14 protein-coding genes are annotated in these 15,769 nt (G+C 64.8%); 7 read left to right on the plus strand and 7 right to left on the minus strand.

The window, feature by feature from the left end:
• Positions 1-28 precede the first annotated feature (28 nt).
• Positions 29-973, plus strand: coding sequence for a bile acid:sodium symporter family protein (locus tag QQF40_RS13205; protein ID WP_285461606.1), 945 nt, complete (start codon positions 29-31; stop codon positions 971-973).
• Positions 974-1,072: 99 nt separating this feature from the next.
• On the plus strand, positions 1,073-1,984 hold the full coding sequence (locus QQF40_RS13210; protein WP_175089124.1) for a tRNA-uridine aminocarboxypropyltransferase: 912 nt from the start codon (positions 1,073-1,075) through the stop codon (positions 1,982-1,984).
• 89 nt (positions 1,985-2,073) lie between these two features.
• On the opposite strand, the gene QQF40_RS13215 is transcribed toward QQF40_RS13210, so the two are convergent.
• The 5 genes from QQF40_RS13215 to def form a co-directional block, all read right to left on the minus strand.
• Entirely contained in the window at positions 2,074-3,522 is a 1,449-nt protein-coding gene (locus QQF40_RS13215) for a TrkH family potassium uptake protein (RefSeq protein ID WP_043333794.1), read from the minus strand.
• A gap of 88 nt (positions 3,523-3,610) precedes the next feature.
• A complete protein-coding gene (gene trkA, locus QQF40_RS13220; RefSeq protein ID WP_176677919.1) occupies positions 3,611-4,984 on the minus strand; it encodes a Trk system potassium transporter TrkA in 1,374 nt (457 codons plus the stop codon).
• Positions 4,985-5,144: 160 nt separating this feature from the next.
• Positions 5,145-6,596 carry a 16S rRNA (cytosine(967)-C(5))-methyltransferase RsmB gene (gene rsmB / locus QQF40_RS13225; RefSeq protein WP_285461607.1) on the minus strand — a complete coding sequence of 484 codons (1,452 nt, stop codon included), beginning with the start codon at positions 6,594-6,596 and terminating at the stop codon, positions 5,145-5,147.
• On the minus strand, positions 6,593-7,597 hold the full coding sequence (gene fmt / locus QQF40_RS13230; RefSeq protein ID WP_285461608.1) for a methionyl-tRNA formyltransferase: 1,005 nt from the start codon (positions 7,595-7,597) through the stop codon (positions 6,593-6,595). Before fmt ends, rsmB begins: the two co-directional genes overlap by 4 nt.
• A gap of 185 nt (positions 7,598-7,782) precedes the next feature.
• Entirely contained in the window at positions 7,783-8,292 is a 510-nt protein-coding gene (def, locus tag QQF40_RS13235; protein WP_043333797.1) for a peptide deformylase, read from the minus strand.
• Positions 8,293-8,546: 254 nt separating this feature from the next.
• Here def and QQF40_RS13240 point away from each other — a divergent pair, with 254 nt between their 5' ends.
• Positions 8,547-9,599, plus strand: coding sequence for a LysM peptidoglycan-binding domain-containing protein (locus QQF40_RS13240; protein ID WP_285461609.1), 1,053 nt, complete (start codon positions 8,547-8,549; stop codon positions 9,597-9,599).
• Positions 9,600-9,700: 101 nt separating this feature from the next.
• Positions 9,701-10,981, plus strand: a complete 1,281-nt coding sequence (gene dprA / locus QQF40_RS13245) for a DNA-processing protein DprA (RefSeq protein WP_285461610.1) — start codon at positions 9,701-9,703, stop codon at positions 10,979-10,981.
• Between the two features lie 87 nt (positions 10,982-11,068).
• Here the strand turns inward: dprA and QQF40_RS13250 are convergent, their stop codons facing one another.
• Complete coding sequence (locus tag QQF40_RS13250; RefSeq protein ID WP_175089129.1) at positions 11,069-11,953, minus strand: 5'-nucleotidase, lipoprotein e(P4) family; 885 nt, start codon at positions 11,951-11,953, stop codon at positions 11,069-11,071.
• A 304-nt stretch (positions 11,954-12,257) separates the two neighbouring features.
• Between QQF40_RS13250 and tsaC the strand changes: the two genes are divergently transcribed.
• From tsaC to aroE, 3 genes are all read left to right on the plus strand, one after another.
• Positions 12,258-12,839 carry an L-threonylcarbamoyladenylate synthase type 1 TsaC gene (gene tsaC, locus QQF40_RS13255; RefSeq protein ID WP_285461611.1) on the plus strand — a complete coding sequence of 194 codons (582 nt, stop codon included), beginning with the start codon at positions 12,258-12,260 and terminating at the stop codon, positions 12,837-12,839.
• Positions 12,840-13,018: 179 nt separating this feature from the next.
• Entirely contained in the window at positions 13,019-13,939 is a 921-nt protein-coding gene (gene hemF, locus QQF40_RS13260) for an oxygen-dependent coproporphyrinogen oxidase (protein ID WP_285461612.1), read from the plus strand.
• A gap of 43 nt (positions 13,940-13,982) precedes the next feature.
• Positions 13,983-14,816, plus strand: coding sequence for a shikimate dehydrogenase (gene aroE, locus QQF40_RS13265; protein ID WP_285461630.1), 834 nt, complete (start codon positions 13,983-13,985; stop codon positions 14,814-14,816).
• 168 nt (positions 14,817-14,984) lie between these two features.
• Here aroE and QQF40_RS13270 read toward each other — a convergent pair whose 3' ends face one another.
• The gene (locus QQF40_RS13270) at positions 14,985-15,701 is read right to left on the minus strand and encodes a response regulator transcription factor (RefSeq protein ID WP_175089132.1); all 717 of its coding nucleotides are present in this window, start codon (positions 15,699-15,701) and stop codon (positions 14,985-14,987) included.
• Between the last annotated feature and the right edge of the window lie 68 nt (positions 15,702-15,769).

Raw genomic sequence — 15,769 nt, forward strand, 5'->3', positions numbered from 1 at the left:
TGCCCCGGGCGACCGAAAAGTGAAAAGCATGTTCGAGACGCTGAATCGTTTCTTCCCCTTGTGGGCGCTGGTATTTGCCGGCATCGCCGTGGTGGCTCCGACGCCGTTCGTGGCGCTCAAGGGCACCATTCAGCCTCTGCTGGCGCTGATCATGTTCGCCATGGGCCTGACCCTGTCGCGTGACGACTTCATACGCGTGGCACGTCGCCCCGGCCCGATCGCGCTCGGATTGCTGCTGCAATATAGCGTGATGCCGCTGGCCGCCTTCCTGATCGCACGCCTGCTGGGGCTGGACCCGGCGCTGACGGTGGGCATGGTGCTGGTCGGCGCCACGGCAGGGGGGACCTCCTCCAACGTGATGACCTGGCTGGCCGGCGGACATGTGGCGCTATCGGTCTCGATGACCATGGCCTCGACGCTGCTCTCCATCGTGATGACGCCGCTGCTGACCTGGTGGCTGCTGGGCACCGATATCAACGTGCCGGTCAGCGGCATGCTGCTGAGCATCGCCAAGCTGGTGGTCGCCCCCATCGTGCTCGGCGTGGTCGTGCACCACTTCGCGCGAGATCTGATCCGCGAGTGGGAGTCGGCACTAGCGAGTCTGGCCATGTTGGCCATCGTGCTGATCATCGCCATCGTGGTCTCGCTCAACGTCGGGCGCCTCGCCACGCTGGGCCCGCTGGTCGCGCTGGCGGTCGTGGCACACAATGCCATCGGCCTGAGCGCAGGCTATGGCCTGTCGCGTCTGTTCGGGCTGGATGAACGCACTTCGCGCACCATCGCCATCGAGGTCGGTATGCAGAACTCCGGCCTGGCGGCGTCACTGGCCAGTCAGTTCTTCTCCGCCACGGCGGCGCTGCCGGGGGCGATCTTCTCAATCTGGCACAACGTCTCGGGGTCGCTGCTGGCAGGCTACTGGAAGCGTCGTCCGCCCAGGTTCGTGACCGGCAGCAAGCACCGCTACGAGGTCTGATCCCGCGAATCGGCAGCCTGAGTTGCGACAGAAGAATGGGAGAAAGGGACGCGCATGCTAGAATGCGCGTCCCTTTTTCTTTGGTTCTGACTGCTCATCATGTGTGATTCCCGCCCCCCGCCGGCTGATGGCGACGATATCGCCGCCTGTGCGCCTCACTCTGTTTCCGCTGTCGTCTCCAGCGTCGATGGCGACGCTGTGGCAACCGATACCGTCGCGCCAGGCGAAGGCAGTGGCATCACCACGCTGCCCAGTGGCGAGCCTGAGGCGTGGCACGGGCGGCATCCACGCCGCGAGTTCAAGGCACGTGGCAGTCAGGTGATTCGCTGTGAGGCGTGCCGTCTGCCCAGGCTCAATTGCCTGTGTCCGTATCAGGTCACCGCCGAATCGCGGATCAAGTTCTGGCTGATCACCCATCCGCTGGAACATTACAAGCCGACCAATACCGGGCGTCTGATCTCGGATGTGCTGGCGGGCACCGAGGTCTTCAGCTGGTATCGCGTCGAGCCGGACCCGCGCCTGCTGGCGCTGCTGGAAGATGAGCGCTATCAGCCCTTCATCATCTTCCCGGATGACCAGCCCGACTACGCCGACCGCGTGGTCGACGTGAATGCCATCGCCGGCGTCGGCGCCGATGTGGCGACGCATACTGCCAGCGGCGAGGCGCGCGTTCCGGTGTTCATCCTGCTGGATGGTACCTGGCGTCAGGCTCGGCGCATCTTCCGAAAGAGTCCGTATCTGGACGGCTTGCCGGTGTTGCCATTGCACACCACGCGTCTGACGCGCTATCACCTGCGCAAACCGGCGTCCCAATCACATCTGTGTACGGCGGAGGTGGCGGCGGAGCTGTTGCGTCAGGCCGGAGAGGAGGAGGCGGCCAGCGTGCTGGATGATTACTTCGATGCCTTCAACGACTGCTATCGTGCCAGTCGTATCCACTATGTGCTGGAGCCGACCGCGCCGATGCGCCGCCTGCTGGCGCGCCGTGACGCCACTACCGGCGAGTCATAGTCGAAGCAATGCAATACAAACGCCCCCGTCGGAGTGCTCCGACGGGGGCGTTTGTATTCAGGGCGCCGCTCCCGGCCTTCTGGCGGCTGTCAGCGCCGCCAGAAGGCCGGCGTGAACAGCACCAGGATGGTGAAGATCTCCAGACGCCCCAGCAGCATGGCGAGGATCAGGATGCCCTTGGCGGCCCCCGGGATATCGCCGTAGTGGGTCGCGACCTCACCCAGTCCCGGCCCCAGGTTGTTGAGCGCCGAGCCGACCGCAGACCACGCCGTCACCTGGTCAAGCCCGGTGGCCAGCATGCCCAGCATCATCAGCACGAACAGCATCAGGTACACGGAGAAGAAGCCCCATACCGCCTCAGCCACACCCTCGGAGATGCGCATCTTGCCGACCTTGACCGACAGGATGGCATTGGGGTGGATCAGACGATGGATCTCGCGCACGCCCTGCTTGAGGATCAGCAGGATGCGGATGACCTTCATGCCGCCACCGGCGGACCCGGAACAGGCGCCGATGAAGGCGGCGATGAACAGCATCATCGGCAAGACGCCCGGCCAGCCGGTGAAATCGGCGACACCGAAGCCGGTGGTGGTGGCGACCGAGACGGCCTCGAACAGGCCGTGGCGCAGCGCCTTGCTGTCATCGTAGCTGCCGGTGAGCAGCAGGCCGGCGATGGTGACGCAGGTCAGGATCAGCAGCAGGATCAGGAAGAAGCGCGTCTCCGGGTCGCGCAGATAATGACTGATGCGACCCTCGCGCCAGGCGGCGAAGTGCAGGCCGAAGCTGATCGAGGACACCACCATGAAGAACACGCAGATCATCTCGATGCTGGCGGAATCGAAGTAGCCGATACTGGCATCGTGGGTCGAGAAGCCGCCGACCGCGACGGTCGAGAAGCTGTGGCCCAGGGCATCGAACCAGCTCATGCCGGCCGCCCAGTAACTGGCGAAGCACACCAGCGTCAGCGCGGCGTAGATGTACCACAGCGCCTTGGCCGTCTCGGTGATGCGCGGCGTCAATTTGGAGTCCTTCAGCGGGCCGGGAATCTCGGTGCGGTAGAGCTGCATGCCGCCGATGCCGAGTGTCGGCAGGATCGCCACCGCCAGCACCACGATCCCCATGCCGCCCAGCCATTGCAGCTGCTGGCGGTAGTAGAGGATGGAGTGAGGCAGCAGATCGAGTCCCGTCATCACCGTGGCGCCGGTGGTGGTGAGTCCCGAGAACGACTCGAACATGGCATCGATGATGGTCAGGTTCGGGTCTTCGGCGAGCAGGAAGGGCAGCGAGCCGAAGGCTCCCAGCACGGTCCAGAACAGCACCGTGATCAGGAAGCCATCGCGGTTGCGCAATTCCTTGCGGGCATGCCGATTGGGGTAGAAGAGCGCGAAACCGGTCAGCAGGGTGATGCCCATTGCCACGGCGAAGGCGCTCAGGGTGTCGTCCTCGAAGACCCTCGAGATCAGCATCGGCGGCACCAGCGTCAGGCTGAACAGCATCAGCAGGATACCGAGGATGCGAGAGATCACGCGTAGACTCATGCGGCGCCTCCCTGAGAGAGGCGCAGCGTGGCGAGGCCGCCGAGTGACAGTCGGTGCGGGTGCGGGGCGGTAGTCATTGAGGCCGGCATCAGAAGAAGGTCAACCCGACCTGGAACAGACGCTCCACCTCGCGGATGCGACGCTTGTCGACCACGAACAGGATGACGTGGTCGTTGGACTCCACCACCAGGTCATGATGCGCCACCAGCACTTCCTTGCCGCGTACCACGGCACCGATGGTGGTGCCCTCCGGCAGGTTGATATCCTCGATGCGCCGACCTACCACCTTGGAGGAACGCTCATCGCCGTGGGCGATGGCCTCGATGGCCTCCGCCGCACCACGGCGCAGCGAATGGACATTGACGATGTCACCCTTGCGCACGTGGGTCAGCAGCCCGCCGATGGTCGCCTGCTGGGGTGAGATGGCGATGTCGATCTCGCCGCCCTGCACCAGGTCCACGTAGGCCGCGTTGTTGATCAGCGTCAGCACCTTCTTGGCACCGAGTCGCTTGGCCAGCATCGACGACATGATGTTGACCTCGTCGTCGTTGGTCAGCGCGCAGAAGATGTCGCAATCCTCGATGTTCTCCTCCAGCAGCAGACGCTTGGAAGTGGCGCTGCCGTGCAGGACCACGGTGCGATCGAGGCGCTCGGAGAGGTTGGTGCAACGCGCCAGCGAGTGCTCGATGATCTTGACCTGATGGCTGTGCTCCAGCGTCTCGGCCAGACGCTCACCGATATGGCCGCCACCGGCGATCACCACACGGCGGAAGTTGCGATCGACGCGTCGCAGCTCGCCCATCACGGTACGGATGTCCTTGCGTGCCGCGATGAAGAACACCTCATCATCGGCTTCGATCACGGTGTCTCCGCGCGGGATGATCGGACGGTTGCGACGATAGATGGCGGCGACGCGGGTATCCACGTTGGGCATGTGACGACGCAGGAAACCGAGCTCCTGACCGACCAGCGGCCCGCCGTAATAGGCCTTTACCGCGACCAGCTGGGCGACGCCATTGGCGAAGTCGAGCACCTGCAAGGCGCCGGGGTACTCGATCAGGCGGCGAATGTGGTCTGTCACCACCTGCTCGGGGCTGATCAGTACGTCGACCGGGATGGCGTCGTGCGAGAACAGGCCCTTGCGGGTCAGATAGGCGGTCGAGCGCACACGCGCGATCTTGGTCGGCGTGTGGAACAGGCTATGGGCGATCTGACAGGCGATCATGTTGACCTCGTCAGAGTTGGTCACCGCGATCAGCATGTCGGCATCCTCGCCACCCGCCTGCCGCAGGATCTGCGGATAGCTCGCCGGCCCCGTGACCGTGCGGATGTCGAGTCGGTTGTGCAGCTCGCGCAGCCGTTCGCTGTCGGTATCCACCACCGTGATGTCATTTTCTTCATGGGCCAGATGTTCGGCGAGCGTTCCGCCGACCTGACCTGCACCCAGAATGATGATTTTCATGTCCGGCTCGTCCGCTGTTGCTCAGTCGGCACAGGATAAACCAGTGCCAGGACGGAAGACAGCCGCGCCCCGAGAGTCGGGGCGCGGCTGTCCGGGAATGTCAGGCGTGGCGTCTCATGTCATCACGGACGTCGCGCCGACACGGCTCGCCTGGCTGTGATCAGGCGCTGGCCTTGGTGATGTGGGCCAGGTAGAAGCCGTCGTGGCCATTGACCTGCGGCAGCATCTGACGGCCAGCACCGGAGACACGGCCCCAGTCGGCCTTGATGGTCTCGGCCTTGGCGTCCGGTGTCGCGGCCAGGAAGCGGTCCATCACGCGGGCGTTTTCCTGGGTGATGATGGAGCAGGTGCCGTAGACCAGGGTGCCGCCGGGCTTGAGCATGCCCCACAGATTGGCCAGCAGCTTGCCCTGCAGGCGCGCCAGATCGCCGATGTCGTTCGGGCGACGCAGCAGCTTGATGTCCGGATGACGACGGATGACGCCACTGCCGGAGCAGGGCGCGTCGAGCAGGATGACGTCGAAGGCTTCGCCGTCCCACCAGTCGCGTTCACTGGCATCGGCACACACGACGCCGGCACCCAGCTCCAGACGCTCCAGCGTCTCTTCCACGCGCTCGAGGCGCTCGCCGTCTATGTCGATGGCGGTGGCGTCCAGGCCCGGGAAACGCTCCAGCATGTCCGCCAGCTTGCCGCCCGGCGCGGTGCAGGCATCCAGCAGGCGCACGCCTTCCCCTTCGGCGTTGATGGCCGTGACGGCCGGTGCCAGCAGCTGACCGGCCAGCTGTGCCGCTTCATCCTGCACGCTGACCAGACCTTCCTCGAAGCCTGGCAGGGCGCTGACATCGCAGGCGCTGGTCAGGGTGATGCCGTGCTCGGCGAACGGGCAGGCCACGCCCTCGATCTCGGCTTCCGCCAGCTGGGTGAGGTAGTCATCGCGGCTGATGGCGGAGACATTGACGCGCAGTGTCATCGGCGCCTGGGCGTTGTTGGCCTCGGCGATGGCCTGCCAGTCGTCCGGCCAGTTGCGCTGGAAGGTATCCAGCAACCACTGGGGGTGGGACAGGGCGACGGCGGGGTCCTTGTCGACCTCGGCTTCCAGCGCTTCCTGCTCGCGCTGGAAGCGACGCAGGCAGGCGTTGAGCACGCCGGTGGCCCAGCCCTTGCCCAGGCCACGGGCGGCGCCTGCGGTCTCACCGACGGCAGCGTGCGGGGCGATGCGCATGTACAGAAGCTGATAGAGGCCGAGCAGCAGCAGGGCATGGATGTCCTGATCCTGTGACTTGAAGGACGACTTCAGCAGCTTGCTCGCCAAGGCATCCAGACGCGGCAGCTGACGGCAGACGCCGAAGCACAGTGCCTTGTAGAGCCCCTGATCACGCCCGGCGACGCCAGACGGCAGGCTGTCCAGGTTCAGCGAGGTGCGCGCGGCCAGCACCGGGGCCAGCGTCCGCGCGGCCGCGACACGTACTGCAGCGCCCGGTGAGGCCGGTGCATTGTCAGGCTTGCGACGGGCGCCGCCATGCTTCTGAGCGCCGCCCTTTCTGCGGGCCGGCGGCAGGGAGTTGCGCTTCTTGCCGTTGCCCTTGGAGGACGGGTTGTCTGACTGGCTCATGCGGAAGTCTCGGTCTGGGAATCGGTATCTGGGGCGTGATCTGCGCCGAGGACGAGGCCCTCGGGGAAGCGCGCAGCACGGGAATTGAGCAGGTCCTTGACGGACAGCGGCTTGGCGCCGGGCAGCTGGGCGCGGGTGATCTCGAGCACCTCATGGCCATCACCGCAGGCGATGCGCAGGCAGTCCTTGCCGGGCGCCAGCAGGGTGCCGGGCGTTACGCTGTCCGCGAGGCGTTGCTCGCCGGTGCGCGAAATCCACAGGCGCAGCGGTTCGCCCGCAAGGCGTGTCCAGGCTACCGGCCACGGATTGAAGGCGCGGATGCGCGCGTCCAGCTCGGCGGCAGGGCGGGTGAAATCGAGTTCGGCCTCGGCCTTGGAGAGCTTGGCGGCGTAGGTCACGCCGTCTTCCGGCTGGCGGGTCGCGGGCAGTTCGCCAGCGGCGATGGCGTCGAGGGCCGTGACGATGGCCTCGCCACCCTGGGCCGCCAGCGCATCGTGCAGCTCGCCACCGGTGGTGCTGGCAGTGATCGGAGTACGGCGGATCAGCAGCATGTCACCGGTGTCCAGGCCGGCATCCATCTGCATGATGGTGACGCCGGATTCGCTGTCACCGGCTTCGATGGCACGCTGGATCGGCGCGGCACCGCGCCAGCGCGGCAGCAGAGAGGCGTGGATGTTCAGACAGCCCAGACGCGGGATATCGAGCACCGCCTGCGGCAGGATCAGCCCGTAGGCCACCACCACCATGATGTCGGCCTCGAGGTCGCGCAGAATCTGGCGATCGGCCTCGTCCTTGAAGTTGAGCGGCTGATGGACAGGGATATCATGCTGGAGTGCCAGCTGCTTGACGGGGCCCGGGGTCAGCTTGCGACCACGCCCGGAGGGACGATCAGGCTGGGTGTGGACACTGATGATCTCGTGGCGACTGTCCAGCAGGGCGGACAGACACTCGGCGGCGAAATCGGGGGTGCCGGCAAAGGCGATGCGCAGGGCTTTCGACATGTGCTATGACTCATGTAGGAGCACGGAGGCGGCCGTGCTCAAGGTGCTGACGGTTGCGGCAGGACGCTCAGCGCGACAGGCGCGGCTGATGGACCCGTAACTACACGAAGGCCGAGGGCATCCCCTCGGCCTTCGTGCGGTGCCGCCATGCGCTCAATATCGGCCATGTGGCCGAGCGTGAGGGATCAGGCTTCTTGCAGCTTGTGGCGTTTCTGCATCTTCTTCATCACCCGATCACGCTTGAGCGGGGAGAGGTAGTCGACGAACAGCTTGCCTTGCAGGTGGTCGTGCTCGTGCTGGATGCAATGCGCCAGCAGGCCATCGGCTTCCAGTTCGTAGGCATCGCCGTTGCGGTCCTGAGCCTTGAGTCGTACCTTCAGATAGCGCGGGACTTCGGCATAATATTCAGGAATCGACAGGCAGCCTTCCTGCATCGGTTGCTGTTCATCACCGATCGGGGTGTATTCCGGGTTGATCAGCACCAGCGGCTGGGACTGATCTTCGCTGACGTCAATGACGATGAGACGGCGATGCTCGTCGACCTGTGACGCGGCGAGGCCGATGCCACGGGCGTCATACATGGTCTCGATCATGTCGTCGATCAGGGTCTGCAGCTCGGCGTCGATCGTGTCGATCGGGGCGGCAACGTTGCGCAGACGCTCATCAGGGAATTCAAGGATTTCGCGTTTGGCCATGGCTGGTGTAATTACCGTTGTGCTGTCAGAAAGGATTTGCCTGATATTGTAGTGTGCGCAAGCGAGGAACGGAACCGAATGCCGTCAATGCTGCTACTATCGCGGCAATAGTCAGGATTGATATGACATGGCGATGGGCAGGGGCAGCAGCCACCAGGCGCGGGGCAGAGCGGGTCTGCGCGGTGCGGAGTTCAGAACAAGACCATCACCACCGAGCGATGGGTGGCAATAACGCAAGGGACGCAGGAATGGGCATGAAACGACTGGTCGGCAATGCCGTCTTAACGGCACTCCTCGGCATGGCGACGCTGGGGGCAAGTGCAGGGATGTCGCTGGCACAGGCAGCAACCGTGCGTGATGACGTACCTTCCACCTATGTGGTGGTGCGTGGCGATACGCTCTGGGACATCTCCGGACGCTTTCTGCGTGAGCCCTGGCTGTGGCCGGAAGTCTGGCGCGCCAATCCGCAGATAAAGAATCCGCACCTGATCTATCCGGGCGATCGCATCTCGCTCTACTACGAGAATGGTGAGCCACGTCTGCGCCTGGAGCGCGGCCAGGGTGGTGTCGTCAAGCTGTCTCCCCAGATTCGCAAGATTCCCAAGCGCGAGGCGGTGCCGCCGATTCCGCTGGAGAAGATCTCGGCCTTCCTGAAAGAGCATCGCGTGATTGACCCGGCGCTGCTCAACGATGCGCCCTATATCGTGGCCGGGGATGACACCCGCCTGATCAGCGGCGCCGGCGATACCATCTATGCCCGCGGCAACTGGTCCTCCAATGACACCTACAGCGTCTACCGCAAGGGGCAGCGCTATCTGGACCCGGACACCCAGGAGTTTCTGGGGCTGGAGATGATCAGCATCGGCGACATCAAGCTTGAGCGCCGCGAAGGTGATATCGGCGTGCTGCGCGTGCTGTCGGCCAATCGCGAGATTCTCAATGGTGATCTGTTGCTGCCGGCGGACGGTGGTGCGATCACCACCAGCTTTCAGCCGCAGCCGCCCGAAGAAGATGTGGGCGGCGTCATTCTCGCGGCCCCCGATGGACTGCGCAACATCGGTCGCAATGACATCGTGGCGCTCAACCGCGGCAGCCGTGAAGGCGTCCAGCCGGGGTACGTCTTCGGTATCGAGCGCCGTGGCGAGACGATCACCGACCCCGTGACCGGTGAGCCGATCACCCTGCCCGGTGAGGAAGGTGGCCTGGTGATGGTATTTCGCATCTACGACAAGGTCAGCTACGCGCTGGTGATGCAGGCAGCACGTCCCTTGAGCGTCGGTGACAAGCTGCTGGAGCCCCACGGCTGATCGAAAGCCTCTGTCACCCGCAAGCATCGGCGTGGTGAAACGCCTTGTGGTGCTGAAGCGAACAACCAGAGAGAGTCAATAATCCGCTCGGGAGGTGTGGCGTGTCGATCGATGTCGAACAACGCGGCCCCTCGCGGGCGGATTTCGTCTTTCTGGCGCGCCTGCCGGGCTTTGGCACGCATACTGCAGCCAAGCTGCGTGAGCGGGCCGACTGGCCGCAGGGCTGGCTGGCCATACTGCCGCCACGCCTGGCGGCACCGCTGCGCCTTTGGTGCGAGCGCCCCGAATCCTCGCCGCTCTATCAGCAGGTGATGACCGACCTTGCCTGGCATGCGCCGGCGCAGGGCTATCATCTGCTCACCCCCGCTGACCCCGAGTGGCCAGCCATGCTTGATACCCTGCCGGACCCGCCGTTGGCGCTCTGGGCGCTGGGGCGGCAGTCGCTGCTTGAGTTGCCCATGCTGGCTATCGTCGGCGCGCGCAAGGCGAGCCAGGCAGGCCTGCGGCATGCGCATGACTTCGCGGCTGAGCTGGTCTCTCGTGGCTGGAGTGTCGCCAGTGGGCTGGCACTCGGGGTCGATGCCGCGGCGCATCAGGGGGCCCTTGCGGCGTCAGCGCGCCTCGGCGCACACGACTATGCGGCCAGTCCCTCGACGCTGGCGGTGCTCGGTTGTGGGGTCGATGTGGTCTATCCCGCCCAGCATCATCACCTTCGCCAACGGCTGCTGGAGGGTGGCGGCCTGCTGCTCTCGGAGCACCCGCCTGGCACCGGCGCGCATGCGCGTCATTTCCCACGCCGCAATCGGCTGATCACCGGTCTGTCACTTGGCGTGCTGGTGGTCGAAGCCACGCTGCGCAGTGGCTCACTGGTCAGTGCCCGGCTGGCGATGGAGCAGAATCGCGAGGTGTTCGCGCTGCCGGGACGCATCGATGACATCACCGCCAGCGGTTGTCTGGAGCTGATCCGTCAGGGGGCGACGCTGGTACGCGACGTCGATGACATGCTGGCGGAGCTCGAGCACCTGCTGCCGGCGCACTCGACCGAGCCGCCGTCAGCGCAGGCCAGGGTGGCGTCATCCACACAGTCCGCTGCCGTCTTTACGGGCTCACTCTCAACCCCTCGCTCAGCTAATCGTTCAGCCACCCGCGACGCTGAATCGTCACTGCCCCTGCCATCGCTCGAGATGCCAGTCTTGCAGGCAGCCACGCCGCCTGTGAGTCAGGAGGCGGCGCCGCTATGCTTTCTGGGGGCGGTGCCACTGGCGCTGGACAAGCTGGTCGAGCTGAGTGGCACCTCGGTCAGCGAGCTGAGCATGCAGTTGCTGGAACTGGAGCTCGAGGGGCGAGTCATGCAGGCGCCGGGTGGCTGGAAGCGGCTCTGAGGTTCTTAGCCAAGGTCGCCGTCCTGACATTGGTGATCTGAGGTTGCCGGCCTGGCAGTGTTGATCCGAGAGGCCGGCACCCTGAACTCATTTGCCCTGGCTGACCATGCCGCTCTCGGGCTGCCAGGCATTGAGCGCCGCATCACGCATGGCGCGCTTCTCGTGCTCACTGGCACCCCAGTTGCCATCGTAGAGCACGCCTTCCCACTCGCCGTAGGTCGGGTTGGGCAACAGCACGAAGCGACGGCCGAACTGATCCGCCTGGCGGGCGACCTCGGCATTGCGTGCGCGGGTGGTGGACTGCTGGAAGGCCTGATCGAAATCGCCGAGGTTATCGCCCATCAGCAGCGCGATGTCATGCTCGGCCGTGACCCGCGCGCGACGCGCGGTCTTGTCGGAGCTGTCGGTGCGCGGCATCACGTGCTCGGCATTGGCCTGCGGGAAGCCCAGCGCGGCAAGATTGGCGATGGTGGCCTGCTTTCCGGCCGCCTTGCGGTTGGTGATGTAGTAGACATCGACGCCGCTTTCGTGAGCGTAGTTGAGGAAGTCGACGGCGCCCGGTGAAGCCGTGGAGACGGCATCATCCACCCAGTCAGCCCAGCTCTGGCTGTCATAGGTGCGGCCTTCACGCAGCGCCCAGCCACCGTAGCTGGTGGTGTCGAGCACGGTATCGTCGACATCGACCACCACGGCCAGCGGCTTGTCCTGTGCTTGGCGACGCGCCAGCGCCAGATTCAGGCGGTCGTGGGCCACGTTGAAGGCCTGCAGTGACAGGGCATGAAACTCCGCGCTGCGCTGTATCCACAGGGTCGCCAGCATGGCCTGGTCGCTCAAGGGCGCCTGCGCCGCGGCATCCTGCAGCGGGGCAGGGCGTGGCGCCGGCGCTGTCGGTGTCTGGGTGCCAGAGCTGGCACAGCCTGCCAATGCCAGCAGTAGAGCGGCTGAGGTGGTCAGTGAGAAAGCGCGACGCATGGATCACATCCTTGTCTGAAGAAAAGAGGGAGGGAAAGTGGGGGAAACGCCACCAGGCCCGGCGCTGAAGGCTGTCCAGCAAAGTGTCCAAATGACCTCGATAGTCTTTTGAAACAAGCCTTTGCGTCAGTTTCGCAATACCCTGAGGGCGATGGACCCATTCATCATGCCGTGAACTGGGCGGTGCGCCTATGCCACCCCGGCGCGACGCCGTGTTGCGTCGATGTGCAGCGTCGGTCTCGCGCCGGTGAGCGTGCTAGAATCGCCGCCATCGTGTTGCCGCAGCTAGGAGTTCGAGCAGATCATGAATGTCAGTGATGTTTCGCTGGATCAGCGTGCCCTCGACGGCGCCGCTGCCTGTCTTCGCAATGGGGGCATCGTTGCCTATCCCACCGAGGCCGTCTGGGGGCTGGGGTGTGATCCCGATGATGGTGAGGCCTTGGCACGGTTGATCAAGCTCAAGTCCCGTGACGCCGCCAAGGGCCTGATCCTGATCGCCGGTGATATCGCTCAGCTGGAACCTTGGTTGGCGGGAGTTACCGTCGAGCAGCGTGAGCAGCTGCTGGCCAGCTGGCCAGGGCCCTATACCTGGTTGGTGCCTGACAATGGCCGTGCGCACCCCTTGCTGCGCGGTGAGCACGTCAGCCTGGCCGTGCGCGTGACCGATCATCCGCTGGTCCGGACATTGTGCGCCGCCTTCGGTGGCCCGCTGGTGTCGACCTCGGCCAACCGCGCCGGCGAGTCGCCTGCCATGACTGCAGACGAGGTGCGTGACGCCTTCGGCGACGCGCTGGTCAATGACGTGATCCTCGAGGGGCCGCTCGGTGGCAACCCGCGACCCAGCACCATTCGTGATCTCGCGACCGGCAAGGTGCTACGCGCCTGAGCAGCAGGATCGCCGCTCGGGTTGATCCAGATCAGTGCCGCGTCATCCAGGTGCCCAATAGGGGTATCTTCCGGCCTGCCGAGCGTAGCGTGTCGCGGTAAGCTGGTAGTTCACCGCCAGCAGCGGCCAACGACGGGTGTCGCCCCGTCATCATTCATTCCCGTTCTACCGGAGGCATCGTGGCCCACGCCAATCTCGAAGACGTCAAGGTCTACCTGCTCGATCTGCAAGACCGCCTGTGCGAGGCACTGCAAGCCTGCGATGGCCAGGCAAGTTTCCGTGAAGACAGCTGGGAGCGTGCCGAGGGCGGCGGTGGTCGCTCACGAGTCATCGAGAATGGCGGCGTCTTCGAGAAGGGTGGCGTCAATTTCTCGCATGTCTTCGGGCATGAATTGCCGGCTTCCGCGACGGCGGTGCGTCCGGAGCTGGCCGGTCGCAGCTTCCACGCCGTCGGGGTCAGCTGGGTGTTGCATCCGCACAACCCGCACGTGCCGACCAGCCATGGCAATGTGCGCTTCTTCATCGCCGAGAAGGAGGGCGAAGCGCCGGTATGGTGGTTCGGGGGCGGCTACGATCTGACGCCGTTCTACCCGCATGAAGAAGACGCGCGTCACTGGCACCAGACGGCCTATGATGCCTGCATCGCCTTCGGCAGTGATGTCTATCCGCGCTACAAGGCCTGGTGTGACGAGTACTTCTACCTCAAGCATCGCGACGAGACGCGGGGCGTGGGTGGCCTGTTCTTCGATGACCTCAACGAGTGGGGCTTCGAGCGCTGTTTCGCCTTCCAGCAATCCGTCGGCGACAGCTTCCTTGAGGCGTATCTGCCCATCGTCGAGCGCCGCCGCGAGACGGCCTTTGGTGAGCGTGAACGCAACTTCCAGCTCTATCGCCGCGGGCGCTACGTGGAGTTCAACCTGGTCTGGGACCGTGGCACGCTGTTTGGCCTGCAGAGCGGCGGACGTACCGAGTCGATCCTGATGTCGATGCCGCCGGTGGTGCACTGGGAGTACGGCTACGAGCCCGAGGAAGGCAGTACCGAAGCGGTGTTGTATCGCGACTTCCTGCATGCCCGCGACTGGCTGGGCGAAGAGGCCTGATCGCCACATTGACCTGACGCTTTTCTGTGATTGCCCCGGAGTCCTGATGTCCCGTTACGCTGTATTCGGCAACCCGATTGCCCACTCGAAATCCCCGTTGATCCATCGCTCCTTCGCTGAGCAGCTCAAGGACTCCCTGAGTTATGAGGCACGATTGGCGCCGGTCGATGACTTCGCGGCCGGATGGGCCGAGTTCGTCGCCGAAGGTGGCCAGGGGGCGAATGTCACCATGCCTTTCAAGGAGCAGGCCTTCCGGCTGGTCGATGTGCTGAGTCCGCGTGCCCGACGCGCCGGCGCCGTCAATACGCTGATGCTCGGCAAGACGGGGCAGCTGTACGGCGATACCACCGATGGTGTCGGCCTGACCCGTGATCTCGAGCGTCTCGAGGCGCCGCTCAAGGGGGCGCGCATCCTGATTCTCGGCGCGGGGGGCGCCGTGCGTGGTGTGCTGGAGCCCCTGCTGGCCAAGCAGCCGGCGGCATTGGTGATCGCCAATCGCACCGCTGCCAAGGCCAGTGCGCTGGCCGAGGACTTCGCTGACCTGGCGGGGGAAGGCTGCCAGTTGTCCGGCGGCAGTTATGCGGCCATCGAGGGCCCGTTCGATCTGGTCATCAATGGCACCAGCGCATCGCTGGGCGGCGAGCTGCCGCCGTTGCCGGATTCGCTGTTCTCTCCGCAGGCGCTCGCCTACGACATGATGTATGCCGCCGAGCCGACCGTCTTCATGCGCTGGGCCAGCGAGCGCGGTGCGCGGGTCGAGGATGGTCTCGGCATGCTGGTGGAGCAGGCGGCCGAATCCTACTTCCTGTGGCGTCACAAGCGACCGGAGACGGGGCCGGTGGCGGGCATGTTGCGCAGGATGCTGGCGGAGGGGTGAACCGCGTGGGCTTGCCAGGCGTGCACGTCGTTTCAGACGGCTAGCCAGACGGCCAGCCAGATGAACAGCCAGGCGGTAGACGTTGAAAAAGAGCGGGGGACTCTAACGAGTCTCCCGCTCTTTTTTTGTTGGCCACGGTCCAGCGTGCTCACGCCTCGCTGTTGATGCTCAACTGCTCTTGACGGGGGCCGTGGCACAGGATTCGAGCCGATATCCGTACTGATAGACGCTTTTCAGCCTGAGCCCACGGCTGCCGTTCAGTCCTAACTTGCGCCGCAAGCGGCTGACGTGGGTGTCGACCGTACGGGTCGAGATATCCCCGTTGACCCCCCAGATCATCTCCAGCAGGTAGGCGCGTGAGTAAAGCTCTCCGACATGGCGCAGCAGCAGGGAGGCCAGCTGATACTCGCGCTGGGTCAGGGCGACCGGCTCCTCGCCGCACCAGATGGTGTGTTCATCCGGCTCGATCCGGTATTGATCGCTGATGGCCACCTTGGGTTGCAGGTAATTGGTGTCGGAGGTGACGAAGCGCCTACCCAGCGCTTCCACACGCGCCGCGAGCTCGGCAGGGCGGATCGGCTTGGCCAGGAAGTCATCGGCACCGTGCTGAAGCGCATGCACGACATCCTCCTCTCCCTGGCTTGCGGTGATGAACAGGATCAGCCCCCGCCAGCCGTGCTCGCTGCGCAGCGTGCGTGTCAGCTCCATGCCGCAGGCATCCGGCAGTTGCCAGTCGATGATCAGCAGGTCGAAGCTGTGCTCGCGCAGTGCGCGCAACAACTGACTGGCGCGCTCGAAGCCTGCCAGCTCATGTCCCTGGGCCTCGAGACACAGGGTCAGGTAATCACGTTGATCATGATCATCTTCCAGAATGCCGATTTGCATGTCGCTGCCTCCCTGCGTGGGTATCGCAAGCAGTCTACGCGTCTCTTGCGTGAGACCGCGTCACAATG

The organism is Cobetia sp. LC6 (assembly GCF_030264805.1).
In the GTDB taxonomy this organism is placed as follows: domain Bacteria; phylum Pseudomonadota; class Gammaproteobacteria; order Pseudomonadales; family Halomonadaceae; genus Cobetia.

Coding starts and splice junctions, on each gene's coding strand:
- QQF40_RS13205 (WP_285461606.1), top strand. CDS start 29: ATGTTCGAGACGCTGAATCGTTTCTTCCCCTTGTGGGCGCTGGTATTT.
- QQF40_RS13210 (WP_175089124.1), top strand. CDS start 1,073: ATGTGTGATTCCCGCCCCCCGCCGGCTGATGGCGACGATATCGCCGCC.
- QQF40_RS13215 (WP_043333794.1), bottom strand. CDS start 3,522: ATGAGTCTACGCGTGATCTCTCGCATCCTCGGTATCCTGCTGATGCTG.
- trkA (WP_176677919.1), bottom strand. CDS start 4,984: ATGAAAATCATCATTCTGGGTGCAGGTCAGGTCGGCGGAACGCTCGCC.
- rsmB (WP_285461607.1), bottom strand. CDS start 6,596: ATGAGCCAGTCAGACAACCCGTCCTCCAAGGGCAACGGCAAGAAGCGC.
- fmt (WP_285461608.1), bottom strand. CDS start 7,597: ATGTCGAAAGCCCTGCGCATCGCCTTTGCCGGCACCCCCGATTTCGCC.
- def (WP_043333797.1), bottom strand. CDS start 8,292: ATGGCCAAACGCGAAATCCTTGAATTCCCTGATGAGCGTCTGCGCAAC.
- QQF40_RS13240 (WP_285461609.1), top strand. CDS start 8,547: ATGAAACGACTGGTCGGCAATGCCGTCTTAACGGCACTCCTCGGCATG.
- QQF40_RS13250 (WP_175089129.1), bottom strand. CDS start 11,953: ATGCGTCGCGCTTTCTCACTGACCACCTCAGCCGCTCTACTGCTGGCA.
- tsaC (WP_285461611.1), top strand. CDS start 12,258: ATGAATGTCAGTGATGTTTCGCTGGATCAGCGTGCCCTCGACGGCGCC.
- QQF40_RS13270 (WP_175089132.1), bottom strand. CDS start 15,701: ATGCAAATCGGCATTCTGGAAGATGATCATGATCAACGTGATTACCTG.